This window comes from Candidatus Planktophila sp., from assembly GCF_044348745.1.
In the GTDB taxonomy this organism is placed as follows: Bacteria; Actinomycetota; Actinomycetes; order Nanopelagicales; family Nanopelagicaceae; genus Planktophila.
Genome location: NZ_JBIKSG010000001.1, coordinates 24,820 through 42,932, shown reverse-complemented (window position 1 = coordinate 42,932; position 18,113 = coordinate 24,820). Strand labels below are relative to the sequence as shown.

The window sequence follows — 18,113 nt, the reverse complement described above, 5'->3', positions numbered from 1 at the left end:
GAAATGCCAAGTAACTTTGATAAGCAACGGTTCCTGATTTTAGGAGCTGGCGTTACGGGATCTGCAGTAGCACGATCACTGCAAAGTCGTGGCGGCTTAGTAACGATTGCAGATGACAACGCACCTGATGCCATCAAATCTGACCAGGTCAATTTTTCTGATTTCGATGCTGTGGTTATTTCTCCAGGGTGGCGACAGGATCATCCGCTGGTTGTTAAAGCACTTGCAAGTGATCTGCCTATCCTTAATGAGATAGATCTTGCCTGGCAGTTGCACAGCGATTTAGCACCACATCAAAAATGGTTGGCCCTCACAGGAACAAATGGAAAGACAACAACTGTTGAGATGACAGCAAAAATTTTGCAAACAGCAGGATTAAATGCGGTCGCCTGTGGCAACGTGGGGGACACAGTAATTGAGGCAGTTGACCGCAAAGACCCATATGATTTTTTGATTCTAGAGCTTTCAAGTTTTCAGCTTCATTGGGCTAAAGATGCCCAATTTGTTGCTGCAGCAATTCTTAATATTGCAGATGATCATCTTGACTGGCACGGCACCTTTGATGCCTACTCAGATGCTAAATTTTCGATTTTAGACAGAGCAGATGTTGCGATACTAAACGCCGATGATGGAGAGGTCGTTCAGCGGGCAAATCGCTTCACTGGGCGCAAGGTATTTTTCTCACTTGATACCCCAGCACCCGGTGAAATAGGTGTGGTTGAAGAGTTATTAGTCGATCGCGCATTCGTTGCCGATCCACAAGAGGCTGCGATGATCTGCGAACTCAAAGACATCACGCCAACTGTGCCCCACAACGTTTCTAATGCTCTGGCAGCTGCTGCACTTGCTCGCACAATTGGCGTTTCACATGAGCACATCCAAGAGGCGTTGCAGGTTTTTAAGCCTGGACGACACCGTATTGAGACAGTTTTTGAAAGTGATTCGATTTCTTGGGTTGATGATTCCAAGGCGACAAACCCACATGCTGCATCAGCTTCATTGATGTCTCACCTATCTGTTGTGTGGATTGCTGGGGGATTAGCTAAGGGTGCAGATATGAGCTCACTTGTTCAGCGCTGTAAGGGGCGAATTAAAGCGGCAATACTTATTGGCGCAGATCGTCAGTTGATTGCAGAAGCGTTAAAGGAACACGCACCCAATATCCCTTTCGTGCTAGTTGATGCACCAGCTGATTACACGCGTGGTGGGGATTCAAACTCTTTGATGGAGGCTGTCGTTGTAGCAGCTGGCAAGTTGGCAGCTCCAGGCGATGCGGTGTTGATGGCACCGGCCTGTGCCTCTATGGATCAATTCATTTCCTATGCAGATCGCGGCGATCGCTTTGCTGCTGCTGTTCGAAAGGTCGTTGCTCATGAGTAATCAACAAAAGGAAACCTTCTTTACAAAGCCAGTCAATCTTTACTACATGCTCCTGGGTAGCACCTTGGCTCTTAGCCTGCTTGGCCTAATTATGGTTTTTTCTGCTTCTTCAATTTACTCCCTGGATTCAAAGGGCTCCTCCTATGCAATTGTCTTACGCCAGTTCATCTTTCTATTCTTAGCAATACCAATGGCTTGGGTTTTATCACGCTTGACACTAAATCAATGGAAGTTAATTGCTCGTTTTGGATTTGTTGTTTCTATTGGGCTTTTGGTGCTTGTTCAACTCATTGGAAAAAGTGTGGCAGGAAATAACAACTGGATTAGTTTGGGATTTGTCGATGTTCAGCCCAGCGAAGTAGTTAAGTTCTTAATGATTTTGTGGGCTGGGCTTATGCTTGCAAAGCAAGAACGCGCTGGAGTTGAGCACGCGGTCGTGCTCAAACATATTGCGCCTGCATTCATTATTTGCATTGCCTTGGTAATGGTCGGCAAGGATCTCGGAACCGCCTCTATTTTTGCCTGTATTTTGGCTGGATTACTCTGGGTTTCAGGGTTGCGTCTAGGAATATTTGGAATGGGTTTGAGTGCCGGGCTAGTTGCATTAACTGCAGCTATTTTAATGTCCCCTTATCGCGTTGAAAGATTTATGGCATTTCTTAATCCCTTTGCTGAAGATCAATACAAGTTTTATGGATGGCAGCCAGCCCATAGTTTGCTGGGTCTAGCAAGTGGCGGCTTCTTTGGCGTGGGGCTTGGTGCTAGTCGTCAAAAGTGGGGAAATCTTGCAGCAGCTCACACCGACTTTATTTTCTCTGTAATTGGCGAAGAGCTTGGCTTGTTTGGAACACTTGCTACCTTGTTATTACTGAGCATTTTAATCTTTTCTATTTTTAAACTTGCTCTACGTGCCCACGATCCAATGGTCCGCTACGTTGCCTCAGGATTTGGATGTTGGATTGCGATTCAAACCATCTTAAATGTCGGTTCAACAATTAGCGTGCTTCCAGTGGTTGGTGTGACCTTGCCACTTGTTTCCTATGGAGGTTCGGCACTTATTGCGACCTATATGGGAATTGGTTTTGTGTTGGGTGCTGCCCGAAGAGATCCAGTAATCTATAAAGAGTTACAGGAGACAGGTATTAAATGGCTACGGTAGTTCTGGCAGGTGGTGGCACAGCAGGCCATGTTGAACCTGCATTAGCTGTGGCCCGTCAGTGGAAGCTCTCTCATCCAAATGATCGAGTGATATTTCTTGGTACGACATCTGGACTTGAAAACACTTTAGTTCCGGCAGCACAGTTCGAATTACATTTGATTCCACGTGTGCGAGTTTCACGTAAGCCATCACCATCATGGTTAAAGATTCCATTTGATTTGATGTCAGCTGTGCGAGAGTCCAAGCGAGTGATCAAGAGCGCAGATGTTGTTATTGGTTTCGGGGGATATGTAAGTGCGCCGGCATATATTGCTGCGCGCCTATCTGCCGTTCCAACTGTCATCCACGAGGCAAATGCCAAACCTGGCTGGGCAAACCGTTTAGGTGCTGCTTTTTCAAAGCATTTGGCAGTTGCACATCCTGTTGATTCAGGAAAGTTCGAAGCTGCTCTCCTTGCTGGTCTTCCATTACGCTCAGATGTTGCTCAAGGATTTACGCAATCTCAGTCTGACTGGAGCGGGGCACGTCAGGCTGCAAAGCTCAGACTTGGCTTTCCATCGGATGAACCCCTCATATTTGTAATGGGTGGATCCCAAGGTTCAGTTGCTATTAATAAGGTAATAGAAACTTCGGTTGATATGTTTAACTCTCAAGGTTTCTCTGTGTTGCACTCAGTAGGAAAACTCAATTCTTTGCCAGTGGCTAGCGGCAACTATCGCCCTGTGGCCTATGTGGAGGCTATGGCAGATGCTTACTTGGCTGCTGACTTGATAATTGCGCGCAGCGGAGCGGTCACTTGCAGCGAGTTTAGGGCCCTTGGCCGATACGCTCTTTTCGTGCCTCTACCAATTGGAAATGGCGAACAGTTTGTTAATGCCGCATCACTGGTTGCAAGTAACAGGGCAGAGGTAGTTCATCAAAATGATTTCACTGCAGAATTCTTGAAAACCAACATTTCAGCCCTTCTGAAAAAATCAGCACTGGCACCAATTCAAGGAGATGGGGCAGATCTTCAAGCGGCTGAAAAGATTGTGGCACTGGCAGAGTTTGCGATGAAAGCATGACGCAATCACTGTCCTCATTAATTGGTAAGCGCATTCACTTTATTGGCATTGGTGGGGCCGGCATGAGTGGATTAGCCAGGATTGCCCTGTCTCACGGCATCACCGTCAGTGGCTCTGATGCAAAAGATTCCTCAGTTGTTGTTGCACTGAGTGCATTAGGAGCAACTGTTGCAACTTCTCACGAGGCCTCTCACGTGGATGGGGCAGATGTTGTTGTTTATTCCACAGCCATTTCTGCGAACAATCCTGAGCGAGTTAGAGCAAGCGAACTTAATATTCCCATCCTGACGCGCGCTGCTGCACTAGCAGTTCTTATGTCGGATTCAAAAAGTGTTGCAGTCGCTGGCACACATGGAAAGACAACTACTTCTTCAATGTTGGCAGTTGCGTTGCAAGCATGTGGCGCGGATCCTTCTTTTGCTATCGGTGGAACAATTACCGCATCTGGTTCTAATGCCCACCGCGGTACTGGAGAAATCTTTGTGGCAGAGGCTGATGAATCAGATGGTTCATTTATTGAGTACAACCCTTTTGCTGCGATCGTAACCAATGTTGAACATGATCATGTGGATTTTTTCGCAACTCCAGAGTCTGTGGCTCAAGCATTTAGAGGTTTTGCAGCAACCATTAAGCATGAGGGATTCCTTACTTATTGCGCAGATGATGCGGGCGCGGTCGCACTTGCCGGCACCACAAAGAATGTGCAGCTGATTTCATACGGTGTTTCTGAGGGTGCTGATTTGCACATAGATAACATTGAATTAATGACAATGGGCTCAACTGCTCGGGCAGTATGGAGAGGCAAAACTGTTGGTCACATCGAACTTCAAGTACCTGGCCATCACAACCTATTAAATGCAGCAGGAGTGCTTGCAACGGGGTTAAATCTTGGCTTTGGCGCAGCTGAATTACTGACCGGGCTAGGAACATTTCGTGGCACAGGACGTCGCTTTGAGGTCAAGGGGACTGTTCACGGAGTTCGAGTCATTGATGATTATGGACATCACCCAACTGAAATTAAAGTAACGCTAGAGGCAGCACGTCGATATGCAGCAGATGGTCGCTTGATTGTGATCTTTCAACCTCACCGCTATTCACGCACTCAAGCATTTGCCTCAGAGTTTGCCAAAACTCTTGATACCGCCGATCGCGCAATAGTTTTAGAAGTCTATGCAGCTAGTGAAAAGCCAATAGATGGAGTTACCTCAAAATTAATTACCAATCAAATGAAAAACGGAGAATACATTCCGAATTTCGTGGAGGTCACAGACTCAGTCATCGCCATGGCAGAGCCAGGAGATGTCATCATGACATTAGGAGCAGGGGACGTTAGTTCACTGGCACCAATCATTGTCGATGGCTTGAATCGTCGTTTCGCATAATTATGAGAAGCCGCCTTATCCTCTTTGTTTCCGGAGTGCTTCTCATCTCTGCGACCTATGTTTTGGGTTGGTCATCACTTTTCACAGTAAGTTCGGTTGAGATTATTGGTACTAAATCCCAACTGAGTTCAGATATTTCAGTAGGGGACAGGCTGGCCCGAATCGAACCCCGGGCGGTAGCTGCCAAGTTTGAGGACCTTAACTGGGTGGCTGATGCACAAGTATCCAGGAACTGGGTAAGCGGCAAAGTAACAATTGAAATCACCGAAAGAACACCGGTAGCAATTTTTAACAAAACAGTAATTGATTCGACTGGAAAAAGCTTTGCACTTCGTGGCACACCGTCATCGACTTTGGTTCAGATCCAGGCTGTTGATTTAACGGCGGCAACTAAGGCGGTTACTTTCTTCTCTTCATTGCCGGCAGATCTCAAGTCAGCATTGAAGGTTGTAAAGGTCCGTGGCACAGGTGCTTTAGTCCTTGAAGTTGATAATGCTGGCAAGAACCTTGAAATTCGTTGGGGCAATGATGGCGATAATGAATTGAAATTAAAGGTATATAGAGCACTTATTGCGTTGCCAGAGAATGCAGAAATAAAAAGAGTTGATGTGTCAGCACCACATGCACCAATCGTTAAATAAATTACAAATTGCGACACGGTAATCACTTCATGTCGGTGTTTGATAATCACCCGTATGCACTTTAGGTTCGCCTTATCGAAAAGCATTGAATAGTAAGTCTCAAGTTGAGGTTTATGGTTCATAAGGAGGAATTACAGTGGCTTCACCACAAAATTATTTAGCGGTCATCAAAGTTGTTGGCATTGGTGGCGGTGGAGTTAACGCAATCAATCGCATGATCGATGTCGGATTAAAAGGCGTTGAGTTCATTGCGATAAACACTGATGCACAACATTTGTTAATGAGTGATGCAGATGTGAAATTAGATATTGGTCGCAAAACAACTCGTGGACTTGGCGCAGGAATGGATCCTGACAAAGGTCGCGAAGCAGCACTTGATCATGCAGATGACATTGAAGAAATTCTTCGCGGCGCAGACATGGTGTTTGTTACAGCAGGTGAAGGTGGCGGCACTGGAACAGGTGCAGCACCAGTAGTTGCAAAGATTGCAAAAGAAATCGGTGCGTTAACAATTGGTGTTGTAACGCGGCCATTCTCATTTGAAGCAAAGTTGCGTTCAACCCAAGCTGATGCTGGTATCGAAGCACTACGTGCTGAAGTAGACACATTGATCGTTATTCCTAATGATCGCTTGCTTGCAATTTCAGATCGCACAATTACTTTGGCAGATGCTTTCAAGAGTGCAGATCAGGTTTTACTTTCTGGTGTTCAAGGAATTACAGAAATCATTACTCAACCAGGTTTAATCAATCTAGATTTTGCAGATGTTAAAGCTGTTATGTCAGGAGCTGGTTCTGCTTTGATGGGAATTGGTTCAGCACGTGGAGAAAATCGTGCGCTTCGTGCAGCTGAGTTGGCAATTTCGAGTCCACTACTTGAGGCATCAATTGATGGCGCAATGGGCGTTCTACTGTCAATCTCAGGTGGATCTGATCTAGGTTTATTTGAAGTTAACGAAGCATGTGAGCTTGTTCAAACTGCGGTACATCCCAACGCTAAGTTCATCTTCGGAACAACAATTGATGATGCGCTGGGTGATGAAGTGCGCATTACTGTTGTTGCAGCTGGATTTGAAGGTGGGGAACCAAAGCGGGTTTCAACACCTGTAATTGATGCCTCAACTCTGAGCGGAGTAGCAGACCCAATCGCATCTAATGATCCACTGGCAGTAGCCCTTGACCTTGGAAATGAACCCCCACGGCGCCGGATTACCTTTGAGAAAAATGTTCCAGAGGATGAAATCGACGTCCCTGACTTCATGAAGTAAGGCTTTGCCTCACTTTTTTACTGATCGACGCAAAGGCTCCAGCCTTGGCGTCTATGACTCTTTGAATTTCGGATTTCATGTTGGTGATGACCCTGGTGCAGTTGCTGCCAATAGGGCCTTGCTGGGAAATACACAATTTATGAATCAAGTACATGGCAATGATGTTGTTGTCATAGATCAACTCTTAGATCATGAACCAACCTGTGATGCTTTGATCACCACAACTGCAGGAGTTTCTCTGGCAGTTATGGTGGCAGATTGCATTCCTTTGTTGTTGATTTCAGAGAAAGTAGTTGCAGCAGTCCATGTGGGACGCGCCGGACTTGTCAACAAGGTTGCAATTAAAACTCTTGAACAAATGAGAGCGTTAGGTGCAATTGATATTCATGCAATTCTTGGACCTTCCATTTGTGGCAGGTGCTACGAGGTTCCGTTGCAGATGCAGCAAGAGGTTGTAGCAATTCATCCAGCATCACTGTCGACTACTTCAAAGGGAACTCCAGCGCTAGATCTTCCAGCTGGGTTGATTGCAGAGTTGATTGCTCAAGGTCTGACATTTGAGGCATCGCCGATCTGCACACAAGAAGACCCTCTCTATTATTCACATCGAAGAGATAATCCCACTGGGCGATTTGCAGGGGTTGTGAGTTTATGAATCGCATAGAAGAGATCTCGCACAATCTAGAACAAGTGCGCACAAAGATCGCCAAGGTTGCAGAACATCCTGTGTGCTTGATTGCAGTGACAAAGACCTTTCCAGCCAGCGATGTCCAAATACTCCATGATCTAGGTGTTACTGATTTTGGCGAGAACCGTGATGCTGAGGGTGCTGAAAAGTCTGCAAGTGTCGCTGGAACTTGGCATTTTCAAGGTCAGATACAAAGCAACAAGTTGAAATCAATTACCTCCTGGGCCAACGTCATTCACTCATTAGATGACCCACGTCATTTTGAAGTTATTGAAAAAGTAGCACCCCATCCACTGCAGATTTTCCTGCAAGTTTCATTAGATGGCGCAGATCATCGTGGGGGAGCAGGTCTTGAAGATTTATACGCCCTTGCCACATTGGTTGATAATTCCCCAACCCACACCCTGGCTGGCCTGATGTCGGTGCCTCCTTTGGGGGTAGAACCCAATGAAGCATTTGCCCAATTAGCAGCGATTCACAATGACTTCATGCAGCAATTTCCAAAAGCCAAATCCCTATCGGCTGGCATGAGTGGGGACTATGAAATAGCTATTTCTCATGGCGCGACACATGTGCGGGTAGGTTCTTCAATCCTCGGTTCACGCTGAGTGCAAAGGTAAACTTTACCTATGACTAATGCATTGCGTCGTATGGCAGGTTATTTAGGCTTGATGGATGAGCCTGAGTTTGATGCCCCAGAAGCCCAACCAACTCCAACTACTAAGCCAATAGGTGGTGTTCGCATCACCAGTCATCCGACAGTAACAGCGGTGACACCTAAGCCAGTTGTTGAGTTAGCACCACAACTTGAACTTCCAGTACTAGATCGCATCGTTACTTTGAATCCTCGTTTCTACAACGAAGCCCGCGTCATTGGTGAGCATTTCCGTCAAGGAAACCCAGTGATCATTAATCTGACTGAAATGGATGAGTCAGAGCTAAAGCGCCTTGTTGACTTTGCAAGTGGCTTAGCATTTGGTTTGCACGGAACTATTGAGCGCGTGACAAAGAAGGTTTTCCTGATCTCACCTTCAAATGTGAATGTGAGCAATGAAGATAAATCTGCTGCTGCGCAAGCAAGTGTTTTTAACCAGAGCTGATTTATGTTGAGCGTTGGCTCATTACTTGAGACCTTACTTCGCGTTTTTCTCTACGCGCTATTAGGTCGCTTGATCTTTGATTACATTCAAATGTTTTCCCGTACATGGCGTCCACGCGGAATCCTCGTTTATTTCGTGGAAGCTATCTACACAGTCACTGACAAGCCGATGAAGTTTGTTGGCCAATTCGTCCCACCACTGCGCCTGGGTGCAGTCAGCCTAGACATGAGTTTTATCGTCTTATTTTTTGGAACTCAGTTGTTGATGGGCTTTGTCAGTCGCATTTAATGTTTTTCTAATACGACAACAACACCAACCTCTTCATCGGTCACCGTCAATGATTCGTCACGAAGCATAGACAAAGCCAAGACTTCATCAGCAATGTGTTGCTTGTCTGATTCAATTGCCGCAGCGATTTCATCAGTGGCATTCCATCTGACATTGATTCGATCAGAGATATCTAGACCGTCACTTTTTCGACGCTCTTGAATATATCTAATGACTTCACGCACGTTACCGGCTGCTAGTAGGGCAGGGGTGAGCTCAAGGTCTAAGGCGACGCTTTCTCCATCGTGGGAGGACACACTCCAGCCACTCTTTGGTACCTCTGTGATAACAAGATCTTCCAGGGCTATTTCCCAGGTGCCAACAGAGGTTGAGCCGGTTGAACGCAAAGTCTTAACCAGCGCAGTTGCATCAGTTGCGGCAATAGCCTTTGAGATCTCTTGAACAGCACCACCAAACTTTGCTCCCAGTGATTTGAAGTTAGCTTTAACGCTGATATCGACCAAGTCGCCATCTGCTGAAGCAATATCTTCAAGAGTTTGCACGTTTAACTCATCAGCAATTTGTTCGCGCATTTGCTCTGGCAAAGTGGCCCAGCCACTTGCTGCAATTAAAGCTCTTCCTAAAGGTTGGCGAATCTTGATGCCAGACTCGGCTCGAGTTGCTCGGCCAAGTTCAACAATGCGTCTAGTCAAAGCAACTTGTGATCCAAGTTCTGTGTCAATGGCAGCGATGTTGGCTACAGGCCAGTCTGCAAGGTGAACAGAGGAGTGCGCAGCTGAATCAGTTGGACGAACTAGTTCTTGCCACACCTGCTCAGTGATGAATGGAACAAGAGGCGCTAACAATTTTGTCAACGTCACTAAGCATTCATGCAAAGTTCCAAGGGCTGCAGTATCTCCATCCCAGAAACGTCGGCGTGAACGTCTTACATACCAATTAGATAGATCATCAATAAAGCGGGCAAGTGCTCGACCTGCTATTTGTGAATCAAAATCTTCTAAGGCTGCATCGACTTCTTGGACCAAAATATTGAGTTCTGAAATGATCCAGCGATCCATTAATGGGCGATCTTGAAGTTTTGGAGTCTGTGAGATTTCAAAGTTTGAGGCAGTTGCATATAGGGCGTGGAAGGAAACGGTGTTCCAGTACGTTAGTAGTGTTTTTCTAACAACTTCATTAATGCTTTCATGTCCAACGCGACGGGCTGCCCACGGTGAACCAGCTGCCAACATATACCAGCGCACAGCATCTGCTCCATGCTGATCCATCAGCGCCATTGGTTCCAACACATTGCCAAGATGCTTACTCATCTTTCGCCCATCCTTATCAAGGATGTGCCCAAGACAAAGAACTGTCTTATATGAGGATTGATCAAAGACCAATGTTCCGATCGTCATTAATGTGTAGAACCAGCCTCTAGTTTGATCAATTGCTTCACAGATGAAATCTGCTGGATAAGAGGCTTTAAACTTCTCAACTGAACCTTCCTTATGCGGATAGCCCCATTGTGCAAATGGCATTGCACCGGAGTCATACCAGCAGTCAATAACTTCAGGTACACGAGTCATTGTTTGTGAACACTCACCACAGGCAAATGTGATGTCATCAACAAATGGACGATGCGGATCAAGATTTGAAAGCTCTTGACCAGCTAAATCACCTAGCTCCTTGAGCGAGTCAACACAGATTTCATGCTTGTTTTCACAACGCCAAATAGGAAGCGGAGTTCCCCAAAAACGATTACGTGAAAGCGCCCAGTCAATATTGTTATTGAGCCAATCACCATAACGTCCCTCTTTAATAGTCTCTGGATGCCAATCAGTTTTTGCATTTTCACGCAGCAGGGCATCCTTGATTGAGGTAGTTCGGATATACCAGGAAGGCTGTGCGTAATACATCAAGGCTGTGTGGCAGCGCCAGCAGTGAGGATAGGTGTGCTCATATTGCTGATGCTTGTAGAGAGCACCGCTTGCCTTTAACTCCTTTACTAATGGTTTATCTGCATCCTTAAAGAACATTCCTGCAACGACAGGAACATCTGCCAAAAAGTGCCCATCAGGTGCGATTGGATTTACAACGGGTAGTCCATAATTGCGACACACGGCTAAGTCATCTGCGCCAAAAGCAGGCGCTTGATGGACAAGGCCAGTGCCATCTTCAGTAGTCACATAGGTTGCAAGCACCACAAAGTGGGCATCAGGAATTTCGATGTAGTCAAATGGTCGTTTGTATGTAACGCGCTCTAGCTCTTTACCCAGCATGCTCTTCAGGATCTTCTTCTCACCTTTAACAGCATCCATCAAATTCTTGGCAACAACTAAGACTTCAGTTGCATCTTCATCTGTGACTTCGATTGCAACATATTCAACCTCTGGGTGAACTGCGATCGCCGTGTTAGAAACTAATGTCCATGGGGTAGTGGTCCAGACCAAAAGCGATGCTTTAAGGGGTGCGAGCTCACCGGAGGTAATTGGAAAACGAACAAAAACAGATGGGTCTGTGACAGTTTCATACCCTTGGGCTAACTCGTGATCTGATAAACCAGTTCCACAACGAGGGCAGTACGGTGCAACGCGATGGTCTTGGACAAGAAGACCTTTCTTCCAGATCTCTTTTAGGGACCACCAGACTGATTCAATATATTCAGGTGACATGGTCCAGTAAGCCTCATCAAAATCTACCCAGAAGCCCATTCGATCTGTCATATCTGTAAAGGCACTTACGTGGCGCTGAACAGATTCACGGCACTTGTCATTGAAGGGTGCAATTCCATATTTTTCGATATCGCCCTTGCCTGAAAAGCCCAACTCTTTTTCTACCGCAATCTCAACCGGCAACCCATGGCAATCCCATCCAGCCTTGCGCGTTACTTGCTTGCCTTTCATTGTGTGAAAACGTGGGAACAAATCTTTAAACACACGAGCTTCAATGTGGTGAGTTCCTGGCATGCCATTAGCTGTTGGTGGACCTTCGTAAAATGTCCAGGCAGGTGCACCTTCACGGGCGGCAACGGTTTTTTCAAAGATTGAGTTATCGCGCCAGAACTTTAAAATTGAATGTTCGACGGCAGGTAGATCTACCGCTGCTGGGATGGCGCGAAATGACATAAAAAATCCTCCAGAAAACAATCTCTGGAGGGACGAGCACTGCATCTGCAGCTCTCGCGGTACCACCCGCCTTGCACACCTTGGTGTGCCACTTCATCTCTTGCGTGCTGGTTCTAGATGAGCGCTAACCCATTTCTTCCTGCTGGCTCGTGAGGTGATAGCCCCGTCTACGCCATATACGCGAGGGCTTAAGTGTAGGACATGGAGATAGGAAAAATTGCCCGTGGCGTAATTGGTATAGGTGGCTGCTTAGGCATAAGGTTCGCGACATGCCTAAGAAGCCTGTTAAAAAAGCGGCAGCCAAGAAGGTTGCGGCTAAAAAAGCTGCACCTGCCAAAAAGGCGGCTGCGAAAAAGGCTCCTGCCAAAAAAGCGGTTGCAAAAAAGGCGCCAGCTAAGAAAGTTGCAAAGAAAGCCCCTGCTAAAAAAGCCGCTCCAGTTAAAAAAGCAGCGGTAAAAAGTATTCCCGTAAAAAAGGCAGCAGGTAAGCCATTTCCATCAAAGACCACTCTTACAGTTGATGAGAAGTCTCAAACCGTTTCAGTCTCAACCGTTGCAGCACCTGTTGTTGCCCCAGTAATTGAGGAACGTCGTTTGGTGATGCCACCACCACCGCGCCCTGTTAAAACCGGGAAGAAGATCGCGCCTCTTAAGCCAATTAAAGTAGCGCCGACTCCAGTAGTAGTAAGTGAATCTGAAGCTCCTTGGACTAATGCAGAGATAAAAGCGGTTCGCGCCGAGATATCCAAAGAGCTAGAGCGACTGCGTAAAGAGCTTGCTCTTGTTGAAATTGAAATGGATGAATTGATTCAAGAGTCTGGCGAAGGTGCTGGCGATGATCAAGCAGATGCTGGTACGAAAACTTTTGAACGCGAGCATGAGATGTCACTAGTGATCAATGCCCGTGACATGGTCTTGCAAACAGAGCGAGCTTTAGAGCGAATTGATAACAAGACATATGGAAATTGTGAAGAATGTGGTGCACCTATCGGTAAGGCGCGTCTGCAGGTATTTCCACGCGCGACTCTCTGCATGCTGTGCAAGCAGAAGGAAGAACGGCGCTAACGGTGCGAACATGGCGCACACTTTTTAGTGTTGCCTGGTTTGTCTGGATCCTTGACCTCGCTACAAAGATTTGGGCTGTCAACACTCTTTCAGATAGATCAAACATCAAAGTCTTGGGTTCATTTTTTCAATTAACCCTAGTTCGAAATCCAGGGGCAGCTTTTTCTTTTGCGACTAGTGCAACAATCTTTTTGACTATATTTTCAATTATCGCGTTATTGACAGTTTTGTACTTTTCTCCTCGCATTACTTCACAGGGATGGGCTGTTGTTTTAGGCCTTGTCATGGGGGGAATTATTGGAAATCTGATTGATCGGATCTTTCGCGAACCGGGTGTTTTACGGGGACATGTGATTGATTGGATGCAGTTGCCAAATTGGCCAATATTTAACGTTGCAGACTCAGCCATTGTGATTGCTGCTCTCTTGGCGATGGTACTTACCGCGCGAGATATCCCGCCCATAACAAAGGTAGGCTCCTAGGCATGAGCAATCGCGAAGCACGCACTTTAATAGTCCCTGAAGGCGTTGCTGGCGAACGTATAGATAGTGCACTGACCAGAGTCCTAGGTTTGTCTCGCACCTCAGTTGTGAAGTTGCTTGAAGATGGAGACATCACAACTGGTGGCAAGGCGATGCCAAAGTCAGATCGTGTTGCAGCTGGGCAAATTATTGAAGTTCTGATGCCAGAGCCAATTAACTCTGATCCGATTCCTTTAACGCCATTAGAAGGCTTAAGTATTGTTTATGACGATAGCGACATTGTTGTTATTGATAAACCAGTTGGATGTGCCGCCCACCCAAGTCCAGGTTGGACTGGCCCAACAGTTATTGGTGCCTTGCTTGCCGCTGGTTACACCATTTCAACTTCTGGACCAGCCGAACGCCAGGGAATTGTTCACAGATTAGATGTTGGCACAAGTGGCTTAATGATTGTTGCAAAGAGCGATAAAGCATTTCATGTTTTGAAAGATGCTTTTCGCAATCGGACGATAGACAAGATTTACCACGCAATGGTGCAAGGTCACATGGATCCAACTACTGGAACAATTGATGCACCTATTGATCGTCATCCAAAAGAGGATCACCGATTTGCAGTGATGGCCACAGGAAAAGAATCGATTACTCACTATGAAGTAATTGAGTTTTACCGTGGCGTCTCCATGGTTAAGATTGAATTAGAAACTGGCCGCACACATCAGATCCGCGTTCACTTCTCAGCCCTGCACCATCCGCTTGTGGGGGATACGACATATGGGGCAGACCCGGTGCTTGGTAAGAGTTTAGGAATGTCTAGACCTTGGCTTCATGCTGCCGAACTCAACTTCGCCCATCCCATAACCGATGCGGCCCTTCATTTCCAGGCCCCATACCCAGCCGATCTCACAGGCTCGCTGGCGTTGCTATCCGACGCCGTTCTGCCATAGGTACTAATCTCGCCAATCATGTCCAAGGATAATTTCGTACATCTGCACGTCCATACTGAGTATTCAATGCTCGATGGCGCGGCTCGCGTTGGCGAATTGATGACAGAAGTTGCAGCGCAAAATATGCCGGCGATTGCAATGACAGATCATGGCAATGTTTTTGGAGCATTTGAATTTTATAAGGCAGCGAAAAAAGTTGATGTTAAGCCAATCATTGGCATCGAAGCTTACGTAGCACCAGAATCTCGTTTTGATAAAAAACGCGTGCAGTGGGCGGCTGGCGGAGAAGATGATGTGTCAAGCGGTGGTGCTTATACGCACATGACAATTTTGGCAGAAAACAATGAAGGACTTGGAAATCTGTTCCGCTTGTCATCACTTGCCTCCTTAGAAGGTTTTTATTACAAGCCTCGTATGGACAAAGAGTTATTGTCTAAACACTCAAAGGGATTAATTGCCACGACAGGATGTCCAGGTGGCGAGATTCAAGTTCGCCTACGTATGGGTGCATATAAGGAAGCAATAAAGGCAGCTAGCGCCTACCAAGATATCTTTGGCAAAGAAAACTTTTTCCTTGAAATCATGGATCATGGTATCGATATTGAATCTCGAGTTAAGCAAGACCTTCTAAAACTTGGTAAAGAGTTGGGGTTGCCGCTTCTTGCAACGAATGATCTTCACTATACAAAGCAATCAGATGCGCCAGCCCATGAAGCGCTGCTCTGCGTGCAATCAGGTTCAACGCTGGCAGATCCCAAGAGATTCAAGTTTGATAACGATACTTTTTATGTGAAGACGGCAGCAGAGATGCGCGAGCTCTTTAAGGAAAATCCTGAAAGTTGCGACAACACATTACTTATTGCTGAGCGTTGCAATATCACCTTGCGCGAAGGCGAGAATCTACTTCCACAGTTTGAAGTTCCAGCTGGCGAAAGTGAAGATTCGTGGCTAAAAAAAGAGGCTGAACGAGGCATGCGCGAGCGTTTAGGCGACCGTTTAACGCCAGAGCATGAAGCTCGCTTGCAGTATGAACTCGGAGTCATGGAAAAGATGGGCTTTCCGGGGTACTTCCTTGTAGTTGCAGACCTAGTTGGGCACGCCAAAAAGGTTGGCATCCGCGTTGGCCCAGGTCGTGGATCAGCTGCTGGTTCTCTTGTTGCCTATTCCCTAGGAATTACTGGACTAGACCCACTTGAGCATGGCCTTTTGTTTGAACGTTTCTTAAACCCAGAACGTATTTCAATGCCAGATATCGACCTGGACTTTGATGAGCGTCGGCGCAGCGAAATGATTCGTTATGCCACGAATAAGTATGGTGAAGATCGTGTTGCTCAGATCATCACCTACGGCACCATTAAATCTAAGCAAGCGATTAAAGATTCAACACGTGTGCTTGGCTACCCGTATGTAGTGGGGGAGAAGTTAACAAAAGCATTGCCTCCAAGTGTGATGGGTAAAGACATCACTCTTAGCGGAGTATTTGATACCAAGGATGATCGATACGGAGAAGCCGGCGAGTTCCGCGCTCTCTATAACTCAGATCCAGATTCCAAACGAGTTGTTGATACCGCTCGAGGTCTTGAAGGCTTAAAGCGTCAATGGGGCGTGCATGCTGCGGGTGTTATTTTGTCTCGCGAACCATTGCTTGATGTGATTCCTATTCATCGCCGCGAAGCAGATGGTGCGATTATTACTCAGTTTGATATGGGTGCGTGTGAAGCAACTGGATTACTTAAGATGGATTTCTTGGGACTTCGAAATCTTTCTGTTTTAGATGATTGCTTGCTTAACATTAAAGCAAACCAAGGCATTGATGTAGTCCTTGAAGACCTGACGTTGGATGATCCAAAGACCTATGAGTTACTGAGTCGAGGTGACACATTAGGAGTGTTCCAGCTCGATGGTGGACCAATGCGCGCGCTGCTAAAAAGTATGTCACCAGATTCATTTGAAGATATTTCTGCAGTTATTGCTTTGTATCGTCCTGGTCCAATGGGAGAAAACGCACATAACAACTACGCAGATCGCAAAAATAAGCGCAAGCCTGTGGAATCGATCCACCCAGAATTATCTGAACCACTCCAAGAGATTCTTGGCGATACCTACGGTCTGATTGTGTATCAAGAGCAGGTAATGGCTATTGCGCAAAAGGTTGCAGGATTCTCACTTGGTCGTGCAGACCTCTTGCGTAAGGCAATGGGTAAGAAAAACAAAGAGATTTTGGATAAAGAGTACGTTCCCTTTGAAGCAGGCATGAAGGCAAACGGCTTCTCCACTGCGGCTATTAAGCGCTTATGGGAAGTTTTGATTCCCTTTTCTGATTACGCATTTAACCGTGCACACTCTGCTGGATATGGTGTTGTTTCTTACTGGACCGCTTACCTAAAGGCTAATTATCCAACTGAGTACATGGCGGCTTTGCTGACATCTGTGCGAGATGACAAAGATAAGTCTGCGCTATATCTATCGGAATGCCGACGAATGGGCATCAAGGTCTTATCTCCGGATGTTAATGAATCTGATGCTGAATACACACCACGCGGAGTGGACATTCGCTTTGGTTTAGCTGCGATTAGAAATGTGGGCGAGGGTGTCGTTGCTTCCATTAAGAACGCACGCACCAGCAAAGGTCGCTACACATCCTTTGGTGATTTCCTTGCAAAAGTTGATGCCCAAGTGTGTAACAAGAAAACTATTGAATCTCTGATCAAAGCAGGAGCATTTGGATCTTTAGGATCATCTCGCAAGGGTTTGATTGCAGTGCACTTAGAGGCAATTGACTCGGTGATTGAATCAAAACGCGCCGAAGCTATTGGGCAGTTTGATTTGTTTGGTGGGGAGGCAGTAACAGCGGTTTCTGGATTAGATATTGAAGTTCCAGCTGGTGAGTGGGATAAATCTATGTTGCTCACCTATGAACGTGAAATGCTAGGTCTATACGTTTCAGATCATCCACTTCTTGGAGTGGAACATGTTTTACGTGCCAATACAGATATGTCAATCAGCGAAATTGTCGATGATGGCGCACAACATGAATCTATTGTGACTATTGGCGGCTTGATTACAAGCGTTACTCGTAAAGTTTCTCGTCAAGGTGCTTCATGGGCTGTTGTTACAGTTGAAGACCTAGAGGGCGCACTTGACGTTCTCTTCTTTGCAAATACCTACAACCAATACTCATTGTCATTGACCGAAGACAGAATTGTGACAATCAGAGGCCGCGTTGACCGCCGAGAAGACAAGTTGCGATTTACAGCCATTGAAATGTCCATGCCAGATATCAATATGGCTCCGACTGGCCCATTAGTGATTTCCTTACCAATACAGCAGTGCACCCCTCCGGTTGTTGAGCGCATAAAGGAAATCTTGAGATCTCATCCAGGAAAGCGCGAAGTTCATTTGCAATTAAATGACAACGGAAGCAGCACTGTGATGAAGGTGGATGCGTTAATCACCTCATCGCCAAGTTTGAGTGCTGATCTAAAATCGATTCTTGGGCCTAACTGCCTCGTTTAAATTCAGACTCACGTGTGAGGGTCAAGCCGTT

The 18,113-nt window shown here is 46.3% G+C and carries 15 protein-coding genes; 14 read left to right on the top strand and 1 reads right to left on the bottom strand.

The features are described 5' to 3' along the window. Positions 1–3 precede the first annotated feature (3 nt). The 10 genes from murD to AC9UH7_RS00155 all read left to right on the top strand — a co-directional run bounded on the left by murD (position 4) and on the right by AC9UH7_RS00155 (position 8,969). Complete coding sequence (gene murD / locus AC9UH7_RS00200; protein ID WP_509593472.1) at positions 4–1,380, top strand: UDP-N-acetylmuramoyl-L-alanine--D-glutamate ligase; 1,377 nt, start codon at positions 4–6, stop codon at positions 1,378–1,380. Continuing rightward, positions 1,373–2,539 (top strand): FtsW/RodA/SpoVE family cell cycle protein, encoded by a 1,167-nt coding sequence (locus AC9UH7_RS00195; protein ID WP_509593469.1) that lies wholly within the window; start codon positions 1,373–1,375, stop codon positions 2,537–2,539. The genes murD and AC9UH7_RS00195 overlap by 8 nt, the downstream gene beginning before the upstream one ends. Next, on the top strand, positions 2,527–3,603 hold the full coding sequence (locus tag AC9UH7_RS00190) for a UDP-N-acetylglucosamine--N-acetylmuramyl-(pentapeptide) pyrophosphoryl-undecaprenol N-acetylglucosamine transferase (RefSeq protein ID WP_509593466.1): 1,077 nt from the start codon (positions 2,527–2,529) through the stop codon (positions 3,601–3,603). Before AC9UH7_RS00195 ends, AC9UH7_RS00190 begins: the two co-directional genes overlap by 13 nt. Further along, entirely contained in the window at positions 3,600–4,985 is a 1,386-nt protein-coding gene (gene murC / locus AC9UH7_RS00185; protein WP_509593463.1) for a UDP-N-acetylmuramate--L-alanine ligase, read from the top strand. Before AC9UH7_RS00190 ends, murC begins: the two co-directional genes overlap by 4 nt. Before the next feature lie 2 nt (positions 4,986–4,987). Then, entirely contained in the window at positions 4,988–5,626 is a 639-nt protein-coding gene (locus AC9UH7_RS00180) for a cell division protein FtsQ/DivIB (RefSeq protein ID WP_509593460.1), read from the top strand. A gap of 136 nt (positions 5,627–5,762) precedes the next feature. Further along, the gene (gene ftsZ / locus AC9UH7_RS00175; protein ID WP_509593458.1) at positions 5,763–6,893 is read left to right on the top strand and encodes a cell division protein FtsZ; all 1,131 of its coding nucleotides are present in this window, start codon (positions 5,763–5,765) and stop codon (positions 6,891–6,893) included. A gap of 4 nt (positions 6,894–6,897) precedes the next feature. Continuing rightward, positions 6,898–7,548: a purine nucleoside phosphorylase YfiH/LACC1 family protein gene (locus tag AC9UH7_RS00170; RefSeq protein WP_509593455.1), complete on the top strand. Its 651-nt coding sequence runs from the start codon at positions 6,898–6,900 to the stop codon at positions 7,546–7,548. After that, on the top strand, positions 7,545–8,189 hold the full coding sequence (locus tag AC9UH7_RS00165) for a YggS family pyridoxal phosphate-dependent enzyme (protein WP_509593452.1): 645 nt from the start codon (positions 7,545–7,547) through the stop codon (positions 8,187–8,189). The genes AC9UH7_RS00170 and AC9UH7_RS00165 overlap by 4 nt, the downstream gene beginning before the upstream one ends. Positions 8,190–8,210: 21 nt before the next feature. Then, complete coding sequence (locus tag AC9UH7_RS00160) at positions 8,211–8,681, top strand: cell division protein SepF (protein WP_509593450.1); 471 nt, start codon at positions 8,211–8,213, stop codon at positions 8,679–8,681. A 3-nt stretch (positions 8,682–8,684) separates the two neighbouring features. After that, on the top strand, positions 8,685–8,969 hold the full coding sequence (locus tag AC9UH7_RS00155; RefSeq protein ID WP_509593447.1) for a YggT family protein: 285 nt from the start codon (positions 8,685–8,687) through the stop codon (positions 8,967–8,969). Here the strand turns inward: AC9UH7_RS00155 and ileS are convergent. Then, positions 8,966–12,076 (bottom strand): isoleucine--tRNA ligase, encoded by a 3,111-nt coding sequence (ileS, locus tag AC9UH7_RS00150; protein ID WP_509593444.1) that lies wholly within the window; start codon positions 12,074–12,076, stop codon positions 8,966–8,968. The genes AC9UH7_RS00155 and ileS overlap by 4 nt on opposite strands. A gap of 269 nt (positions 12,077–12,345) precedes the next feature. Here ileS and AC9UH7_RS00145 point away from each other — a divergent pair, with 269 nt between their 5' ends. The 4 genes from AC9UH7_RS00145 to dnaE are packed head-to-tail and all read left to right on the top strand — an operon-like array spanning position 12,346 to position 18,082. Next, positions 12,346–13,140: a TraR/DksA family transcriptional regulator gene (locus AC9UH7_RS00145; protein WP_509593441.1), complete on the top strand. Its 795-nt coding sequence runs from the start codon at positions 12,346–12,348 to the stop codon at positions 13,138–13,140. A gap of 2 nt (positions 13,141–13,142) precedes the next feature. Beyond that, positions 13,143–13,622 carry a signal peptidase II gene (gene lspA / locus AC9UH7_RS00140; protein ID WP_509593438.1) on the top strand — a complete coding sequence of 160 codons (480 nt, stop codon included), beginning with the start codon at positions 13,143–13,145 and terminating at the stop codon, positions 13,620–13,622. A gap of 2 nt (positions 13,623–13,624) precedes the next feature. Continuing rightward, entirely contained in the window at positions 13,625–14,566 is a 942-nt protein-coding gene (locus AC9UH7_RS00135; RefSeq protein ID WP_509593435.1) for an RluA family pseudouridine synthase, read from the top strand. 18 nt (positions 14,567–14,584) lie between these two features. After that, the gene (gene dnaE / locus AC9UH7_RS00130) at positions 14,585–18,082 is read left to right on the top strand and encodes a DNA polymerase III subunit alpha (RefSeq protein ID WP_509593433.1); all 3,498 of its coding nucleotides are present in this window, start codon (positions 14,585–14,587) and stop codon (positions 18,080–18,082) included. Positions 18,083–18,113 lie beyond the last annotated feature (31 nt).

Excerpts from the sequence above, each read along its gene's own strand:
- murD (WP_509593472.1), top strand. The coding sequence starts at position 4 with ATGCCAAGTAACTTTGATAAGCAACGGTTCCTGATTTTAGGAGCTGGC.
- AC9UH7_RS00195 (WP_509593469.1), top strand. The coding sequence starts at position 1,373 with ATGAGTAATCAACAAAAGGAAACCTTCTTTACAAAGCCAGTCAATCTT.
- AC9UH7_RS00190 (WP_509593466.1), top strand. The coding sequence starts at position 2,527 with ATGGCTACGGTAGTTCTGGCAGGTGGTGGCACAGCAGGCCATGTTGAA.
- murC (WP_509593463.1), top strand. The coding sequence starts at position 3,600 with ATGACGCAATCACTGTCCTCATTAATTGGTAAGCGCATTCACTTTATT.
- AC9UH7_RS00180 (WP_509593460.1), top strand. The coding sequence starts at position 4,988 with ATGAGAAGCCGCCTTATCCTCTTTGTTTCCGGAGTGCTTCTCATCTCT.
- AC9UH7_RS00165 (WP_509593452.1), top strand. The coding sequence starts at position 7,545 with ATGAATCGCATAGAAGAGATCTCGCACAATCTAGAACAAGTGCGCACA.
- AC9UH7_RS00160 (WP_509593450.1), top strand. The coding sequence starts at position 8,211 with ATGACTAATGCATTGCGTCGTATGGCAGGTTATTTAGGCTTGATGGAT.
- AC9UH7_RS00155 (WP_509593447.1), top strand. The coding sequence starts at position 8,685 with ATGTTGAGCGTTGGCTCATTACTTGAGACCTTACTTCGCGTTTTTCTC.
- ileS (WP_509593444.1), bottom strand. The coding sequence starts at position 12,076 with ATGTCATTTCGCGCCATCCCAGCAGCGGTAGATCTACCTGCCGTCGAA.
- AC9UH7_RS00145 (WP_509593441.1), top strand. The coding sequence starts at position 12,346 with ATGCCTAAGAAGCCTGTTAAAAAAGCGGCAGCCAAGAAGGTTGCGGCT.
- AC9UH7_RS00135 (WP_509593435.1), top strand. The coding sequence starts at position 13,625 with ATGAGCAATCGCGAAGCACGCACTTTAATAGTCCCTGAAGGCGTTGCT.
- dnaE (WP_509593433.1), top strand. The coding sequence starts at position 14,585 with ATGTCCAAGGATAATTTCGTACATCTGCACGTCCATACTGAGTATTCA.